We start from the raw sequence: 15591 nt of genomic DNA, 5'->3' as shown, positions 1-15591 counted from the left end.
CGCGGACCAGGGCTAGGGTGACCGCGTGCTCCTCTCCGACCGCGACATCCGCGCCGAGACCGACGCCGGTCGGATCGTCCTCGACCCGTGGGACCCGGCGATGATCCAGCCGAGCAGCGTCGACGTGCGCCTGGACCGCTTCTTCCGGCTCTTCGACAACCACAAGTACCCGCACATCGACCCGGCCGCCGACCAGCCCGACCTCACCCGGCTGCTCGAGGTCGACCCGGCCGAGGGCTTCGTCCTGCACCCGGGGGAGTTCGTGCTCGGCTCCACCCTGGAGACGGTCACCCTCCCCGACGACCTCGCCGCGCGGGTCGAGGGCAAGTCCTCGCTGGGTCGCCTCGGGCTGCTCACCCACGCCACCGCCGGCTTCGTCGACCCCGGCTTCTCCGGGCACGTCACCCTCGAGCTCTCCAACGTCGCGACCCTGCCGATCATGCTCTGGCCCGGGATGAAGATCGGTCAGTTCTGCTTCATGCGGCTCACCAGCCCCGCCGAACACCCCTACGGCAGCTCCGCCTACGGCTCGCACTACCAGGGTCAGCGCGGCCCGACGGCCAGCCGCAGCTTCGAGAAGTTCCACCGCTCCGAGGTGTGACACGCCCATGTCTGAGCACCCTGATGCCTGACCACGCCGATGTCTGAGAGGCTGCTCCCGCTGGTCCTCGCCGGGGCGGTGCTGCTGCTCGTCGCCGGCCTGCCGAAGGTGGCCGACCCCCGCGACACCGTGCGCGGGATGCGCTCGGCCGGGCTGCCGTCCTCGCCCGCCCTGGTCCGCGCGCTCGCCGTCGTCGAGGTCCTCGTGGGCCTCGCCGCGCTCCTCGGCCCCGGCCGCTGGGCGGCGCTGGCCACCGGCCTGCTCTACGCCGGCTTCACCGGCTTCGTGCTGCTCGCCCTGCGCCGCGGCGGCGTCGTGGAGTCCTGCGGCTGCCTCGGCCAGGTAGACACCCCGCCGACCCGCGGGCACGCCGCCGCGACCGGCCTGGTCGCCGCCGCCGCGCTGATCGTGGCGATCGCGCCTACCGAGCAGGCCTGGTGGGCCGCCGGTGCCGGCCCGGCGACCGTCACCGTGCTCGCCGCGGCGCTGCTGGGCTTCCTGCTCTGGCAGGCGGTCGCCGTCCTGCCCACGGCCACCGCGGCCGCCGCCCGATCGGCCAGGAGGGCCTGAGATGTCGACCGCTGTCCTGACCACCCTGGTGATCGTGCTGCTGCTCGCGGTCGCCCTGCTCTCGGTGCTCGTCCTCGGGCTGCTGCGCAGCCACGCGCTCATCCTGCGCTCGCTGCACGACCTCGGCGCCGGCCTCGACCTCGAGGAGACCGCCGGGACCACGAGCAGCGGCGGCGGCCCCGGCCCCGTCCCGGTCGAGCTGGAGCAGGGCGTCATCGCCCCGCAGCGCCCCGACGACGCCCGTGTCGAGACCGTGCGCGGGCTGAGCATGCAGGGAGAGCAGCAGAGCGTCGACCTCACCGACGGGCGCCATCTGCTCGCCTTCCTCACCACCGGCTGCCACGTGTGCGCCACCTTCTGGGAGGAGCTGCGCGGCCCGGTCGAGGTGCCCGGCGGCGCCCGGATGCTCGTCGTGGCGAAGGGCGACGACGAGGAGAGCCCCAGCCAGCTGGCCAAGGTCGCCGCCGGCGGCCCGCCGCTGCTGCGCTCCACCGAGGCCTGGGACGCCCAGGACATCCCGGGCTCGCCCTACTTCGTCTACGTCGACCGCGGCGAGATCGTCGGCGAGGGCTCGGCCACCTCGTGGGCCCAGGTCAGCGACCTCATGGGCCAGGCCGTCGCCGACCACGAGCACCGCGTCGCCCAGGGCGACGTCGAGGGTCGCGGCGACCGGGACGACCCGGTCTCGGTCGACGCCGAGCTGCTGGCGGCGGGTATCGGGCCGGACCACGAGAGCCTCTACCCCGAGCCGGTCGATCAGGCCCCGGAGCCGGGTCGCCCGGGCTCCGACGGCGCCCCCGACGGCACCCGGACCGACGCCTCCCGAGCGCGCGGCGACCACCCCCGGTGACCCTCACCGACCCCACCACCATCGGCCTCCTGCTCGGGGTGCCGATGGCGGTCGTCGCCGCGGTGCGCGCCACCTGGTCCCCTTGAGGCGAGTCGATGCTCTCGAGCATCAGCCCGCTCGGTGAGCGGGCCCGCGGCGCCCGGTGGTCGGTCGTGACCACCGCGTACATCCTCTCCTCGCTGCTCGCCGGCGCCCTCGTCGGCCTGCTGCTCGGCGGCCTCGGCTCGCTGCTGCCCCACGGGCTGCTCACCCACCCCGTGGTGCTGCTGACGATGGCCGCTCTGCTCGTGCTCGGCGCCGTCCTGGACACCCGCGCCGGCGGGCACGCCGTGCCCTCCTGGCACCGCCAGGTCGACGAAGGGTGGATCGGCACCTACCGCGGGTGGGTCACCGGCACCGGCTTCGGCTTCCAGCTGGGGCTGGGCGTGGTCACGATCATCACGAGCACCACCACCTACGCCGTGCTGCTGCTGGAGCTGCTCACCGGCTCCTGGTGGGCCGGGGCGCTGGTCGGGGCCACCTTCGGGCTGGTCCGAGCGCTGCCGCTGCTGCTGGTGCGCGGGGTGCAGACCCCGCAGGCGCTGCACGACACCTTCCGCAGACTCACCACCTGGGCGGCGCCCGTGGCTACGCTGGCCCGTGCGGTCCTGCTCCTGGCCGGCGCCGCGCTGACCGCCATCGCACTCACGGGGTGAGCCATGAGCACCATCGACAGGTACGGGATCCGGGCGCAGGTGCCCGACGGCTGGCAGGCCCGCGTGCGCAAGCGTCCGGCCGTGGCCGCCGCGTCCACCAGCGGGTCCGCCTCCACCGCCCGCGAGGTGGCCCGACCGGTGCTGCACATGGCCAGCCGGTCCCTGCCGGACGACCTCGGTGACTTCGGCGGCGAGCTGGTCGCCGCGATGGGCTCATCCGACGTCTTCCTCGCGCTCATCGACTACGGCAGCGACGTCGCCGACCGTGGGCTCTTCGCTAAGCAGGGCGTGCCCAACCTCGCTCCCTCGCAGTTCTCGCCGAACCGGATGGCCCGCTACATCCCCGGCCGCAGCGCCTGCCAGCACTTCTTCAGCGACAACGGGCGCGCCTTCTGCCTCTACGCCGTCGTCGGCGCCCACTCCCGACGGATGGCGACCGTCCCCCGGCTGGCCACCGCCGCCACCGGGCTGCGCGTCTCGGGCGGGGTGAGCTGATGGCCGGCACCGCGCCCAGCGCTCCCACCGCCACCGCCCCCGCCAGCGCCCGGCTCATCGACGCCATCGCCTCCCGGCTGCCCGGCGTGGGTCGGCGCAGCTTCCTCGTCGGCTCCGCCGTCGCCGGCTCCGCGCTGGTCGCCGACCCCAAGGGCTACGCGCTGCGACCGGTGCGGGCCTACGACTCGATCTGCGGTCCGGGCAACACCGCCTCCAGCGGCTGGACCGTCTTCTGCGCGACGATCAACTCCGGCCGCAACGCCTGCCCCGAGGGCAGCTTCGCCGCCGGCTGGTGGAAGGCCGCCGGCTCGTCCTGGTGCGGCGGCCGCTACCGCTACATCGTCGACTGCAACGCCCGCTGCACCGGCTGCACCAGCGGCTGCAGCGACGGCATCTGCAACTCCGGCTGTTGGAACTGCTCCTGCGGCACCGGCTCCAGCGCCACCTGCGACCGTCGCCGGATCTGCTGCAACGCCTTCCGCTACGGCCAGTGCAACACCCAGGTCTCCTGCAGCGGCGGCGTGCACTGCCGGGTGGTCAGCTGCACCCCGCCCTACGAGTGGGAGAACTGCACGACCACCAGCCTGGTGGACAACCGCACCTCCGAGCACAGCACCTCCCGGCTGCCGCAGTGGGGCCCGATCGCCGCCCGCTACTACGCGATGGGCGAGCAGAAGTCCTACCTCGGCTACTCCATCGGCCCGGTCCGCTCGGTCGGGGTCGGCAACGGCACCTTCGTCTCCTACAGCGGCGGCCGGATCTACGACCGCGGCAACCGCACCGGCATCGCCGTGACCCAGGACGTCGTGCGGGCGATGGCCACCGTCGGCTCGGTGCCCACCCTCGGCTACCCGGTGGCCCACGAGTGGAAGGGCTCCACCGGGAGCGTGCAGCGCTTCCAGAAGGGGGCCGTCGCCGCGCCCGCCGGGGCCACCCTGCGGGTGGTGCACGGCAAGGCCTACGAGCTGTGGACCGACCTCGACCGGGGCGCCGGTCCGCTCGGCTACCCGACCGGTGGTCGCTCGAAGGTCCTCAACAGCGGCTACCAGCAGCGCTTCGAGGGCGGGGCGATCTGCCAGAACTGGAGCGGCGGCGACGCCCGCTACGTCACCGGCGTGCACCACGAGAAGTGGGCCGCCCTGGGCCGGGCCACCGGCACCCTCGGCCCGCCCGCGACCAACCCGCTGACCACCTCGCGCGGCTCGCGGCAGCGGTTCTACGAGGGGCAGACCTGGGCGATCGGCAACGGCCCGGCCTACGCGGTGCTCGAGCCGGTGCTGGCCGCCTGGCTGCGCGAGCGGGGGCACGTCGGCCGCTACGGCTACCCGGTCAGCGACACCGTGCAGCGCTCGGACGGGCGCTGGCAGTGCACCTTCGAGGGCGGCACGCTCGTCGTCTGAGATCGCTGTCGGTCGGTCTCGCGCGGATCGCCGCAGGCGGCGGCTACCGACAGGTAGCGTGCGAGCCATGAGCGACGCCGCCCTGGATGAGGCCCCCACCGGACACCGTGTGCACGCCGTCACCGACGACGCCCTCGGCGACCTCGACGCCACCGGTGTCGCGCAGCGGCTGCGTGCTGGCGAGGTCAGCCCGGGCGAGGTGCTCGAGGCGGCCCTCGCGCGCACCGAGCGGGTCGCCGAGCTCGGCGCGGTCTCCGAGATGCAGGTCGAGACGGCGCGGTCGCTGATCGACCGTGCGGCGGCCAGCGCCGCCCCCTTCGCCGGGGTACCGACGGTGATCAAGGAGAACGTCACCGTCGCCGGCCAGGCGACGACGATGGGCTCGGCCGCGGTGCCGCACCGCCCGGAGAGCCGCCACGGCGGCTTCGTCCGCCAGCTGCTCGACCTCGGGGTGGTGCCCTTCGCCCGCAGCACCTGCCCGCCCTTCGGCTGGACCGCGACCACCGAGTACCCGGACGGCCGGGTCACCCGCAACCCGTGGCACACCGGCTACTCCTCCGGGGGCAGCTCCGGCGGGTCGGCCGCGCTCGTCGCCGCCGGCGCCGTCCCGATCGCCCACGGCAACGACGGCGGCGGATCCATCCGCATCCCGGCCGCCGCGTGCGGTCTCGTCGGGCTCAAGGCGAGCCGGGGGAGGGTGCTCGGCGACCCGCACTCCTCGGCGCCGATCAACGTCGTCAGCGACGGTGTCCTCGCCCGGTCGGTGCGTGACGTCGCCCGGGCCTTCGCCGGGCTGGAGCGCAGCTACCGCAACCCGCGGCTGGCGCCGATCGGTCTCGTCGAGGGTCCCGGCGCCCGGCGGCTGCGGGTCGGCGTGACTCACGACTCGCCGGTGGCGCCGCCGACCGACGCCGAGACCCGGGCCGCGGTCGATCGCACGGTGGACCTGCTGGGCGGTCTCGGGCACGACGTCGAGGGCTACGAGCCGGCCGTTCCCGGCTTCTTCCGCGACGACTTCGAGGACTACTGGTCCTTCCTCGCCTTCGCGATCCACCGCGGCGGGCGGAAGATGTTCGGCGACGACTTCGACCCGGCGGCGCTCGACCCGCTGACCCTGGGCCTCTCCGGGCGGATGCGTCGCCGGCTGCCCAAGATGCCGCTGGTGCTGGCCCGGCTGGCCGCGGTCGGCGCCGGGTACGAGCGGCGCTTCGGCGACGTCGATGTCGTGCTCACCCCGGTGCTGACGCACACCACCCCGCCGATCGGCCACCTCGCTGGCGACCTGCCCTTCGCCGAGCACTTCTCCCGGCTGGGCAGCTACGTCGGCTTCACCCCGCTGCACAACGCGGCCGGCGCGCCGGCGATCTCGCTGCCGCTGGGGCAGACCGCGGAAGGACGCCCGATCGGGGTCATGCTCTCCGCCCGGCGCGGCCAGGAGCGGGTGCTGCTGGAGCTCGCGCTCGAGCTGGAGGCTGCCGCCCCCTTCGCCCGGATCCAGGACTGAGCGACCTCAGCGCGGGACGGTCACCGTGGCGGTGACCGCCCGGTGGTCGGTGCCCTCGACCGCCCGCGGAGCGAAGGCGGTGCACCTCGCCCGGGTGCCGGCCGGCCCGCCGACGAGGACGTGGTCGATGGGGACCGGGGCGACGTCCGGGCCACGACCCAGCCCCCAGGTGCCCGGGAAGCCGCTGCCCAGCTGGGCCGGGCAGTCGGCCAGCCCGGCGTCGTCGAGGAACCGGCGGAAGGCGACCGCGCTGGGTGGGGCGTTGAGGTCGCCGAGGATCACCACCGGGTCGGGCGAGGTGCTCGCCGTGGCGGCCAGCGCGTCCAGGCCCTCGCCCCAGCGGTCGGCGGCACCGAAGGCGGGGTTCTGCAGGCGGGTCCCGACGAGCCGGACGGTGGCGTCGTCGCGGGTCAGGGTCAGCGCGGTGGCGGCGGGCGAGGCGTCCGGCACGGGCTGGGCGTCGGCCACCTGCCAGGTGTCTCGCACCCACACCGCGGCGTCGGCGTCGATGTAGTCGTCGTGATCCCGGGCGGCGAGCTGCCAGCCGTCGCCGAGCCGCTCGGTCAGCGGCTCGACGAGCACCGGAGGCATCTCCTGCAGCGCGAGCACGTCGTGGTCGGCGGCGAGCGCGGCCAGCTCGTCCAGGTCGGGGCCGCCCCACAGGGTGTTGAGCGCGGCGACCCGCAGCTGGGGGCTGGTGGGCGTGCTCGCCCGGTCGGCGCCGGGGTCGGCGACGGCGTAGTCGGCCAGCGGCCACTGCGTGGACAGCAGGGCGAGCAGCAGCACGAGCCGCAACCAGGTGCGGTGCCGGATGCTGACCAAGGCCGCGGCGAGCGCCCCCAGCAGGATCGCCGGGACCGCCGCGGCGACGACGACCCCGAGGCTGGTGCGTCCGCCAGCGAGGTACATCGGCGTGATCGCCAGCAGGCAGCCGAGGAGCAGCAGGAGCGTCAGCCGGTGGGACCACCGCACCCAGGCGCGGGGTCGGGAGGTGGTCGCCATGGCACGGTCAGTGTGCCAGCCGCCGCGCGGGCCGACCGGCTCGTCCGGTGAGGTGTGGGCGTAGGGGGTGGGCACAGGGGCCGTGGCAGGGTGGCGGTATGACGACCTTCGAACCAGGACCGGGCGGCAGCGACGAGGTGCTCTTCGCGCAGGAGGGGGCGCTGGGCCGGGTGCTGCTCAACCGGCCGAGGGCGCTGAACTCGCTCAGCCGCGCGATGATCGCCGGCATGCAGGCCCAGCTCGAGGCCTGGGCGCAGGACGATGCCGTGGCCGTGGTCTCGCTGGAGGGCGCGGGGGATCGGGGCTTCTGCGCCGGCGGGGATGTGCGCGCGGTGCGACAGGCGCACCTCGAGGGCCTGGACGGAGCGCGCTTCTTCGGCGAGGAGTACGCGCTGGACGCGTTGCTCGCGGAGTACCCGCGGCCGGTCATCGCGGTGATGGACGGCATCACCATGGGTGGTGGTGTGGGGCTGGGCATGAACGCCGACCTGCGCGTCGTCACCGAGCGCACGGCGCTGGCGATGCCGGAGACGACGATCGGCTTCTTCCCGGACGTCGGCGCGACCTATCGGCTGGCTCAGTCTCCGGGCGAGCTGGGGACGCACGTGGCGCTGACCGGGGTCACGGTCGACGGCGCCGATGCGATCGCCCTCGGCCTGGCGGACGTGCTCGTGCCCGCCGAGGACGTGCCCGCGCTGCTGGAGCAGGCGAGCGCGTCGGGGACGCTGCCGGAGGCGGGGGAGCGGTCGCCCGCGTCGCCACTGGCGGGGCAGCGCGCCTGGATCGACGCCGGCTACGCCGGTGACGACCCGGGCGCGATCCTGCAGAGGCTGGAGGACTCGGACGTCCCCGAGGCGAGGGCTGCGGCCGAGACGATCCGGGCGAAGTCGCCGCTGTCCGTGGCGATCACGCTGGCCGCGCTGCGCCAGGCCGGCGGGGCGGGCTCGCTGCGCGAGGTGCTCGACACCGACGCCCGGATCGCGGCCGCGATGCTCGCCGACTCCGACTTCGGCGAAGGCGTCCGTGCCCAGCTCGTCGACAAGGACCGTTCACCGAGCTGGCGGCACGCTCGCGTCGAGGACGTCACCCCCGACGAGGTGGCCCGCTACCTCGGCTGACCGGCGACCACCGGCGAACGCGACAGACGCTCACCTTCGTCCCAGCCGCTCAACTTGCAACGTGAGCGGACCCAGCCCCCTAGGGGGTTGGGGGGAAGGGGGGCATCCGTCACCCCGAGGGTTGACCGGGCAGGGCGACCAGGTGGTTCCCTGCGCTGCATGTCCTGGCATCACGCCGCAGCGGGAGCGAGGAATGGCGGATCTTGAGGCCTTGCGGCCGAGAGGTGCAGCACAGCCGACCACGATCGGCACATGACGAGGGCCCGCACCATCAGGTACGGGCCCTCGTCAGCGGTGCGTCACTCCCAGTCGGGCGCGGCGTTCTTGTTCGCCAGGTCGTCGATGTCGACGCCCTCCGGGGCCGGGTGAGAGGTGCTCGGCCGCTCGGGCTGGGTCGAGGCGGTCTCGGGCGTGGCGGGCTTCTCCGTCTCCTCCGACTCAGCCTCCGCTGCAGGCTCATCGGTCGGCGTCTCAGCGTCGGTGTCCGTCGCGGCCCCGCCCTGCGGCTCGGCAGGCTCCGCCTCGACGGTCTCCGACTCCGCAGCGGCAGGCTCCGGCTCGGCGGGAGCCTCCTCGGCGGGAGTGGCCTCGGGGGCCGGTGCAGCAGCCGCGGGGCCGCCGGTCTCCCAGGAGGGAGCAGCGTTCTGCGCGGCGAGGTCGTCAGACGCCGCCGACGGCTGCGGTGCGGGCTCCTCGGAGGCCACCTCGCTGTCGTCATCGTCGCTGTCGGCCGACGCGGCAGCTGCGGGCTCATCAGCCTGAGCCGTCTCGTCGCTCGACGCCTCCGGCTCCGCGTCCTCGGCAGCGGCCGCCGGGGCAGCGGGCGCCCCGGTCTCCCACGAGGGAGCGGCGTTCTGCGCAGCCACGCTGTCGTCGGCGGCGGCCGCCGGGGCAGGCTGCTCCGGCGCGGGCTCCGACGGTGCCGACGCCTCGCTGCTCGGCTCGTCCGCCGGTGCGGCGGGAGCCGGACTGCCGCTCTCCCAGTCCGGAGCCGCGTTCTGGGCTGCGGTGTCGGTCTCCCAGTCGGGGGCGGCGTTGGCGCTGGCGGCGTCGCTGCTTGGGACCGGGGCCTCCGTCGCCGCGGGGGTGGGGGAGTTGTCCTCCCAGGAGGGCGCCGCGTTCTGGGCACCCGCGTCGGTCTCCCAGTCGGGGGCGGCGTTGGCGCTGGCGGCGTCGTCGCTCTGGGCGGGGGCCTCCTTGGCCGCGGGCGCCGGGGACTCGTCCTCCCACGAGGGGGCCGCGTTGGCGGCACCCGCGTCGCTCTCCCACGAGGGCGCGGCGTTGGCGCTGGCCGCGTCGTCGCCCTGGGCCTGCGTCGCGGCCGGAGCGGGGGACTCGTCCTCCCACGAGGGGGCCGCGTTGGCGGCACCCGCATCGCTCTCCCACGAGGGCGCCGCGTTCTCGTCGGCCGTGGTCGACGCAGCAGCAGCACCGGCACCGGCAGCACCGGCGCCAGCGGCAGCGCCGCCGGTCTCCCACGACGGAGCGGCGTTGGCCGACGCGTCGTCCTCCCACGACGGGGCGGCGTTGGCGTCGGCCGCGGTGGACGGCTCCTCGGTCGACGGGGCGGGCTGCCCCGCCTTCGCCTCGGTCTCGGTCGCCGCGGGGGCCGCGGCGGCGGCAGCCGGGGCCGGCTCCCCGGACGGCGCCGGCTTCTCCTCCTTCACCTCGGCCTCCTTGACCGAGGCGAGCAGCATCTGGGCGACGTCGACGACCTCGATGTCCTCGCTGGCGCCCTCGGACTGCTTGGCGGTCAGGCCGTCGGTGAGCATGACCCGGCAGAAGGGGCAGCCCACGGCGATCCGGTCCGCGCCGGTGGCGATGGCCTCGTCGGTGCGGTTGAGGTTGATCCGCGAGCCGAGCTGCTCCTCCATCCACATCCGGGCGCCGCCGGCGCCGCAGCAGAAGGACTTCTCCTTGGTGCGCTCCATCTCGCGCAGCTCGACACCGGGCAGTGCGCCGATGAGCTCGCGCGGCGGGGTGTAGACGTTGTTGTGCCGGCCCAGGTAGCAGGGGTCGTGGTAGGTGACCGTGCCGGAGGTCGAGGCGACGTCCTTGAGGGTCGACTTGCGCGGACCGTCGGGGCGGTTGACCGGGACGATCTTCTTCTCCCGGACGAGGCGGTTGAGCAGCTGCGTGTGGTGCAGCACCTCGTAGTGCCCACCGAGCTGCGGGTACTCGTTCTTGATGGTGTTGAAGCAGTGCGCGCAGGTGACGACGATCTTCGTCGCGCCGACCTCGTTGAGGGTCTCGACGTTCTGCTCGGCGAGCATCTGGAAGAGCACCTCGTTGCCGGCGCGGCGGGCCGAGTCACCGGTGCAGGTCTCGCCGTTGCCGAGCACGGCGAAGTCGACGCCGGCGTGGTCGAGCAGCTCGGCGATCGCCCGGGTGGTCTTCTTCGCCCGGTCCTCGTAGGCGCCGGCGCAGCCGACCCAGAAGAGGTAGTCGACCTCGTCGGCGCTCTCCACGTCCTCGCCGAGCACCTTGATGGTGAAGGGGAGGTCCTTGGCCCAGTCCATGCGCGCCTTCGCACCCATGCCCCACGGGTTGCCCTTGCTCTCCAGCTTCTTGAAGAGGCCGCCGAGCTCGCTCGGGAAGGCCGACTCGATGAGGTTCTGGTAGCGGCGCATGTCGACGATGTGGTCGACGTGCTCGATGTCCACCGGGCACTGCTCGACGCAGGCGCCGCAGGTGGTGCACGACCACAGCACGTCCTCGTCGATGACCGCGTCCGGGCCGTGCGGGTTGTAGGCGGTCAGCGGCTGCTCGACGTCGTAGCCGGTCTGGCCGACGAGCGACATCCCGCTCCAGTCGATGGCGTCGCTGGTCTCGACCTCGGTGGCCTCCTTGGTGGCCACGGTGGTCTCCGAGACGCCCCAGTGGGTCGCGCCCTCGGCGGTCTGCGGCCGGGTCGGGCCCTGGTTCTCGATGGTGCCGGTGGCCTCGCGGGCGGCGGCGACGAAGGGGGCCTTGCTCTGGCTGTGGTCCCGCAGCGTCATCATGAGCAGCTTCGGCGAGAGCGGCTTGTCGGTGTTCCACGCCGGGCACTGGCTCTGGCAGCGGCCGCACTCGGTGCAGGTGGAGAAGTCGAGCAGGCCCTTCCAGGTGAAGTCCTCGACCTTGCCGACGCCGAGGCTGACCTCCTCCTCGCTCTCGCCCATCTCCTCCATGACCTCCATGGAGAAGGGCTCGCCGCCGACCATCATCGGCTGCAGCTCCCCGAGCGAGGTCCGCCCGTCGGCGTGCCGCTTGAAGAAGATGTTGAAGAAGGCGAGGAAGCGGTGCCAGGCCACGCCCATCGTCGGGGTGAGCGAGATGGTGATCATCCAGGCCATCGAGATGACGATCTTGATCGTGGCGATGACGATGATGGCCGTCCCCAGGGCGCCCTCGGACATCCCGCCGAAGAGCTCGCCCAGCCAGAAGGTGAAGGGGAAGTGCAGCGCGCTGGCGTAGTCCGAGCCCTCGACCGCGTACTGCGCGTACTCCAGGCCGCGCAGCAGGGTGATGCACAGGGCGACGCCCAGGATCGTCAGCTCGACGTAGTAGGCCTGCCAGAAGGTGGACCCGAAGAAGCGCGAGCGGCGGCCCTCGTCGCCGGCGGCGCTGCGCGGGTGGCTGCGCTGGCGGATGACCATGAGCGCGACGATCCCGGCGAGGCCGGTGACCGCGAAGAGCTCGGTGATCCACTCGTAGAGGACGAAGTGGCCGATCAGCGGCAGCACGAAGTGCGGGTCGAAGACCTGCCCGAACGCCATCACCAGGGTCAGGAAGAGCACCCCGAAGCTGACCATTGTGAACCAGTGCGCGATCGCCACCACCGGCAGCCGGGACATCCGGGTGTGCCCGAGGAACTCGCGCAGCAGGGTGACCGTCCGTGCCCCCTTCTCCCCGGTGCGGGTGTGGTCGGGCGCTCCCAGCTTGAAGGTCGTCACGAAGTGGCGCACGGCGCGGACCAGCAGGCCGACGCCGACGATCGTGATCCCCAGGGAGATGACGATGCAGAGGATCTGGAGGGCGGACATGGGGGCAGTGTAGATCCGCTAAGCGCACGCATACCCCTGTCCTGGCGAGGGGTATGTCACCCCGTGACCACAACGAGCCGCACGGCTCGTGGGGCGAGACCATCTTGCCGCGAGAGATAACTCGATGTTGGAATATCCATAACGGATCGTTCGTTGCCGCGGACGAGCTCAGGCCGCAGCCGCGGCCCCGGACCAACTGTCGACGGAAGGACCCGCGTGCCCATCTACGAGGACGTCACCCAGCTCATCGGTCGCACCCCGCTGGTGAAGATCAACCGGATCATCGAGAGCGACGCCACGGTCGCCGCGAAGCTCGAGTTCTACAACCCGGCCAGCTCGGTCAAGGACCGCATCGGCGTCTCGATCATCGACGCGGCCGAGGCCTCCGGCGACCTCAAGCCCGGCGGCGCGATCGTCGAGGCGACCTCCGGCAACACCGGCATCGCGCTGGCCATGGTCGGTGCCGCCCGCGGCTACGACGTCATCCTCACCATGCCCGAGACGATGAGCAAGGAGCGTCGCGCGCTGCTGCGCGCCTACGGCGCCGAGCTCATCCTCACCGAGGGCGCGAAGGGCATGAAGGGCGCCGTGGAGAAGGCCAATGAGGTCGCCGAGGAGCGCGGCGCGGTCCTCGCCCGGCAGTTCGCCAACGCGGCCAACCCGGAGATCCACCGCAAGACCACCGCCGAGGAGATCTGGGCGGACACCGACGGCGCCGTCGACATCGTCGTCTCCGGCATCGGCACCGGCGGCACCATCACCGGTGTCGGCCAGGTGCTCAAGGAGCGCAAGCCCGGCCTGCAGATGGTCGCTGTCGAGCCGAAGGAGTCGCCGATCCTCAACGGCGGCGACCCGGGGCCGCACAAGATCCAGGGGCTGGGTGCCAACTTCGTCCCGGACATCCTGGACCGGGAGATCTACGACGAGGTCATCGACATCGACGCCGACACCTCGGTGCAGTGGGCGCGCAAGGCGGCCACCGACGAGGGGCTGCTCGTGGGCATCTCCTCCGGTGCGGCGCTGGCCGCGGCCGAGCAGGTGGCCCGTCGCCCGGAGAACGCCGGCAAGACGATCGTCGTGGTCATCCCGAGCTTCGGCGAGCGCTACCTGTCGACGATCCTCTTCTCCGACCTGCTCGACGACTGATGACCGACACCGCGACGGGGTCCGCCCCGGCCCTGAGCCTGGCGATGATCCGTGAGGACGTCGCCGCGGCGATGGGCCGGGACCCGGCGGCCACCTCGCGGGCGGTCATGCTGCTGACCTCGGCGGCGCTGCACGCGATCTGGCTGCACCGGGTGGCCCACCGCTGGTGGCAGCGACCGGGCGGCCGGTGGCCGGCGCGGATCCTCGCGTACGTATCCCGGTCGGTCACCGGGGTGGAGATCCACCCGGGGGCGACGATCGGGCGGCGCTTCTTCATCGACCACGGCATGGGTGTCGTCATCGGCGAGACCGCTGAGATCGGCGACGACTGCATGCTCTACCAGGGGGTCACCCTGGGCGGCACCTCGGGAGCCCGGGTCAAGCGGCACCCCACGCTTGGCGACAACGTCATGGTCGGTGCCGGCGGCAAGGTGCTCGGCGCCGTGCACGTCGGCAGCAACGTCAAGGTCGGCGCCAACGCGGTGGTCGTCAAGGACGTGCCCACCGGGGCCGTGGCCACCGGGATCCCGGCGCGCTACTCCTTCCCCGCGCTGCGCGAGCAGGACGAGCAGGACGTCGACCTGCAGTGGGCCGACCCCGCCCTCTTCATCTGAGGCCACCCACCCCTCGCGTCTCTTCACCCCTCGACGACGACGCGGCCCATGAAGCGCGAGCTACCACGCAGTAAGTGTCGTGATCACAGCACTTACTGCGTGGTAGCTCGCGTCGTAGAGGGTGCGAAGGGAGGGTGAAGGGAGTTCAGGTGCGGCAGCGGGCGCCGGTCCTCGCGCGCCTGGGTCGGCGCGGGAGAGGTCAGCCCGAGGTGCCGTTGGTCTCTCCGAGGGGGTAGGTGGCGCCGCCCTCGCTGGCCCACTTCTCCGGGTCGGAGACGACGTCCGGCTCGACCTCGACGGTCTGGCTGCTGACGTCGCGCTCGGCGTCGCCCTTGATCTTGCCGGCGCCCTGGCGCATCCGGTCGCCGGCGACCGCGGCCGCGGAGCTGACCGCGTCCAGCGCGGCCGGGGCGGCCTTGTGCCGCGCGTTGTGCTTGGCCTGGGCGACCTGGCTCTGCACCGGCTGCGATCGCCAGATCTGCTGGGCGCCGCTCTTGATCTGCTCGTAGCGCTGACGCCCGGCGCGGGCTCCGAGCACGTAGCCGGCAGCCGCACCGAGGAGGAACGAGAACTTCGCCATCAGGGGTCCTTTCACATCACGCGGGTGCTCCCGGGCGCGCTGGTGACCCGGGTGGTGTCTGCCCGCGACCCTACCCGCTGAGCATCCCCGCGACGGGCCGGTACGGTGAGTTTCGGCCCGCGGCTCGCGGGACCGGGCGGGTTCGCATAGCGGCCGAGTGCAGTCGCCTTGAAAGCGACCAGGGGGAGACCCCTCGTGGGTTCGAATCCCACACCCGCCGCCAGGTCACCATCATGCGACGCGACCGCACCAGATGCGACGTGACCGCACCAGCCGCGCACGTCAGGCGCCAGGCGGTACCACCCTGTCAAGGCGTTGGTACCATGTGGAAGGTGGCCACCAACCTTCGACTGCCGGACGATCTCGCGCAGGCCCTGCGTGACGAGGCGGCACGCCTCGGTCAGTCGCAGCAGACGCTGGTCCGGCAGGCCATCGCGGAGAAGCTCGGTCTGAGCTCTGGCGAGACCCCGTTGCAGGTCGCCGTCCGTCAGGGTCTCGTCGCGGCGCCCAGCCCCTTCCAGAACCCGCCGCCACCGTTGCGGCTCGGCGGTGACCAGACGTCACTCGACCTGCTGGACCGCGAAGACCGGGAGTGAGTCGTGCTGTACGTCGACTCCAGCGCCCTGCTCAAGCGGGTGTTCGCCGAGGCTGAGTCCGACGGCGTCCGCGACGTCATCGCGCAGCGGCAGGCCGCGGGCGAGGTCGTCGTCGCCTCCGAGCTGGCCTGGGTCGAGGTCTCCCGGGCCCTGCGCCGCGCCCAGGTCGACGATGCCGACCGATACGTCGAGCTCGCGTGCTCTGGGATCGCGCGCCACCCCCTCGATGGGGCGGTCCTGGAGCGCGCACGCCGGGTCGGACCACCTCAGATCCGGACCCTCGACGCGATCCACCTGGCCGCCGCGGTCGCCCTCGGCGCCGACGAGATCCTCACCTTCGACCATCGTCTCGCCGAGGCCGCTCGGTCCCTGGGAGTGCGGGCCATCCCCTGACG

General features: G+C 73.1%; 15 protein-coding genes and 1 tRNA gene. 13 read left to right on the top strand and 3 right to left on the bottom strand.

Annotated features, from left to right (window positions below; genetic code table 11):
• The first annotated feature begins 25 nt into the window (after nt 1-25).
• The 7 genes from dcd (at nt 26) to BJY28_RS02990 (ending at nt 6115) form a co-directional block, all read left to right on the top strand.
• Nucleotides 26-601 (top strand): dCTP deaminase, encoded by a 576-nt coding sequence (dcd, locus tag BJY28_RS03020; protein ID WP_179461692.1) that lies wholly within the window; start codon nt 26-28, stop codon nt 599-601.
• 39 nt (nt 602-640) lie between these two features.
• Nucleotides 641-1171, top strand: a complete 531-nt coding sequence (locus BJY28_RS03015) for a MauE/DoxX family redox-associated membrane protein (protein WP_179461691.1) — start codon at nt 641-643, stop codon at nt 1169-1171.
• 1 nt (nt 1172) lies between these two features.
• Complete coding sequence (locus BJY28_RS03010) at nt 1173-2021, top strand: hypothetical protein (protein WP_179461690.1); 849 nt, start codon at nt 1173-1175, stop codon at nt 2019-2021.
• 95 nt (nt 2022-2116) lie between these two features.
• Nucleotides 2117-2716, top strand: coding sequence for an urease accessory protein UreH domain-containing protein (locus tag BJY28_RS03005; RefSeq protein ID WP_179461689.1), 600 nt, complete (start codon nt 2117-2119; stop codon nt 2714-2716).
• A 3-nt stretch (nt 2717-2719) separates the two neighbouring features.
• Nucleotides 2720-3211: a hypothetical protein gene (locus tag BJY28_RS03000; protein ID WP_179461688.1), complete on the top strand. Its 492-nt coding sequence runs from the start codon at nt 2720-2722 to the stop codon at nt 3209-3211.
• Nucleotides 3211-4611, top strand: coding sequence for an LGFP repeat-containing protein (locus BJY28_RS02995; protein WP_179461687.1), 1401 nt, complete (start codon nt 3211-3213; stop codon nt 4609-4611). The genes BJY28_RS03000 and BJY28_RS02995 overlap by 1 nt, the downstream gene beginning before the upstream one ends.
• A 67-nt stretch (nt 4612-4678) precedes the next feature.
• Nucleotides 4679-6115 carry an amidase gene (locus BJY28_RS02990; RefSeq protein ID WP_179461686.1) on the top strand — a complete coding sequence of 479 codons (1437 nt, stop codon included), beginning with the start codon at nt 4679-4681 and terminating at the stop codon, nt 6113-6115.
• Between the two features lie 6 nt (nt 6116-6121).
• On the opposite strand, the gene BJY28_RS02985 is transcribed toward BJY28_RS02990, so the two are convergent.
• Nucleotides 6122-7117 (bottom strand): endonuclease/exonuclease/phosphatase family protein, encoded by a 996-nt coding sequence (locus tag BJY28_RS02985; protein WP_179461685.1) that lies wholly within the window; start codon nt 7115-7117, stop codon nt 6122-6124.
• Nucleotides 7118-7215: 98 nt separating this feature from the next.
• Here BJY28_RS02985 and BJY28_RS02980 point away from each other — a divergent pair, with 98 nt between their 5' ends.
• On the top strand, nt 7216-8235 hold the full coding sequence (locus BJY28_RS02980) for an enoyl-CoA hydratase/isomerase family protein (RefSeq protein ID WP_179461684.1): 1020 nt from the start codon (nt 7216-7218) through the stop codon (nt 8233-8235).
• Nucleotides 8236-8534: 299 nt separating this feature from the next.
• On the opposite strand, the gene BJY28_RS17000 is transcribed toward BJY28_RS02980, so the two are convergent.
• Nucleotides 8535-12260 carry a heterodisulfide reductase-related iron-sulfur binding cluster gene (locus tag BJY28_RS17000; protein WP_179461683.1) on the bottom strand — a complete coding sequence of 1242 codons (3726 nt, stop codon included), beginning with the start codon at nt 12258-12260 and terminating at the stop codon, nt 8535-8537.
• A gap of 216 nt (nt 12261-12476) precedes the next feature.
• Here BJY28_RS17000 and cysK point away from each other — a divergent pair, with 216 nt between their 5' ends.
• Together cysK and epsC are read left to right on the top strand one after the other, a co-directional pair.
• Nucleotides 12477-13406 (top strand): cysteine synthase A, encoded by a 930-nt coding sequence (gene cysK, locus BJY28_RS02970; protein WP_179461682.1) that lies wholly within the window; start codon nt 12477-12479, stop codon nt 13404-13406.
• Entirely contained in the window at nt 13406-14020 is a 615-nt protein-coding gene (gene epsC, locus BJY28_RS02965) for a serine O-acetyltransferase EpsC (protein ID WP_179461681.1), read from the top strand. The genes cysK and epsC overlap by 1 nt, the downstream gene beginning before the upstream one ends.
• Nucleotides 14021-14219: 199 nt before the next feature.
• Here epsC and BJY28_RS02960 read toward each other — a convergent pair whose 3' ends face one another.
• Nucleotides 14220-14600 (bottom strand): hypothetical protein, encoded by a 381-nt coding sequence (locus tag BJY28_RS02960; RefSeq protein WP_179461680.1) that lies wholly within the window; start codon nt 14598-14600, stop codon nt 14220-14222.
• Nucleotides 14601-14735: 135 nt separating this feature from the next.
• Here BJY28_RS02960 and BJY28_RS02955 point away from each other — a divergent pair.
• From BJY28_RS02955 to BJY28_RS02945, 3 genes are all read left to right on the top strand, one after another.
• Nucleotides 14736-14823, top strand: a tRNA-Ser gene (locus tag BJY28_RS02955).
• A 109-nt stretch (nt 14824-14932) separates the two neighbouring features.
• Complete coding sequence (locus tag BJY28_RS02950; RefSeq protein ID WP_179461679.1) at nt 14933-15196, top strand: ribbon-helix-helix protein, CopG family; 264 nt, start codon at nt 14933-14935, stop codon at nt 15194-15196.
• A 3-nt stretch (nt 15197-15199) separates the two neighbouring features.
• Complete coding sequence (locus BJY28_RS02945; protein ID WP_179461678.1) at nt 15200-15589, top strand: PIN domain-containing protein; 390 nt, start codon at nt 15200-15202, stop codon at nt 15587-15589.
• Nucleotides 15590-15591: the final 2 nt, after the last annotated feature.

Origin of the sequence: Janibacter alkaliphilus, assembly GCF_013408565.1 — a bacterium.
GTDB lineage: Bacteria > Actinomycetota > Actinomycetes > Actinomycetales > Dermatophilaceae > Janibacter > Janibacter alkaliphilus.
The sequence above is the reverse complement of the archived record's forward strand: the minus strand, read 5'-3'. Positions and strand labels throughout refer to the sequence as shown.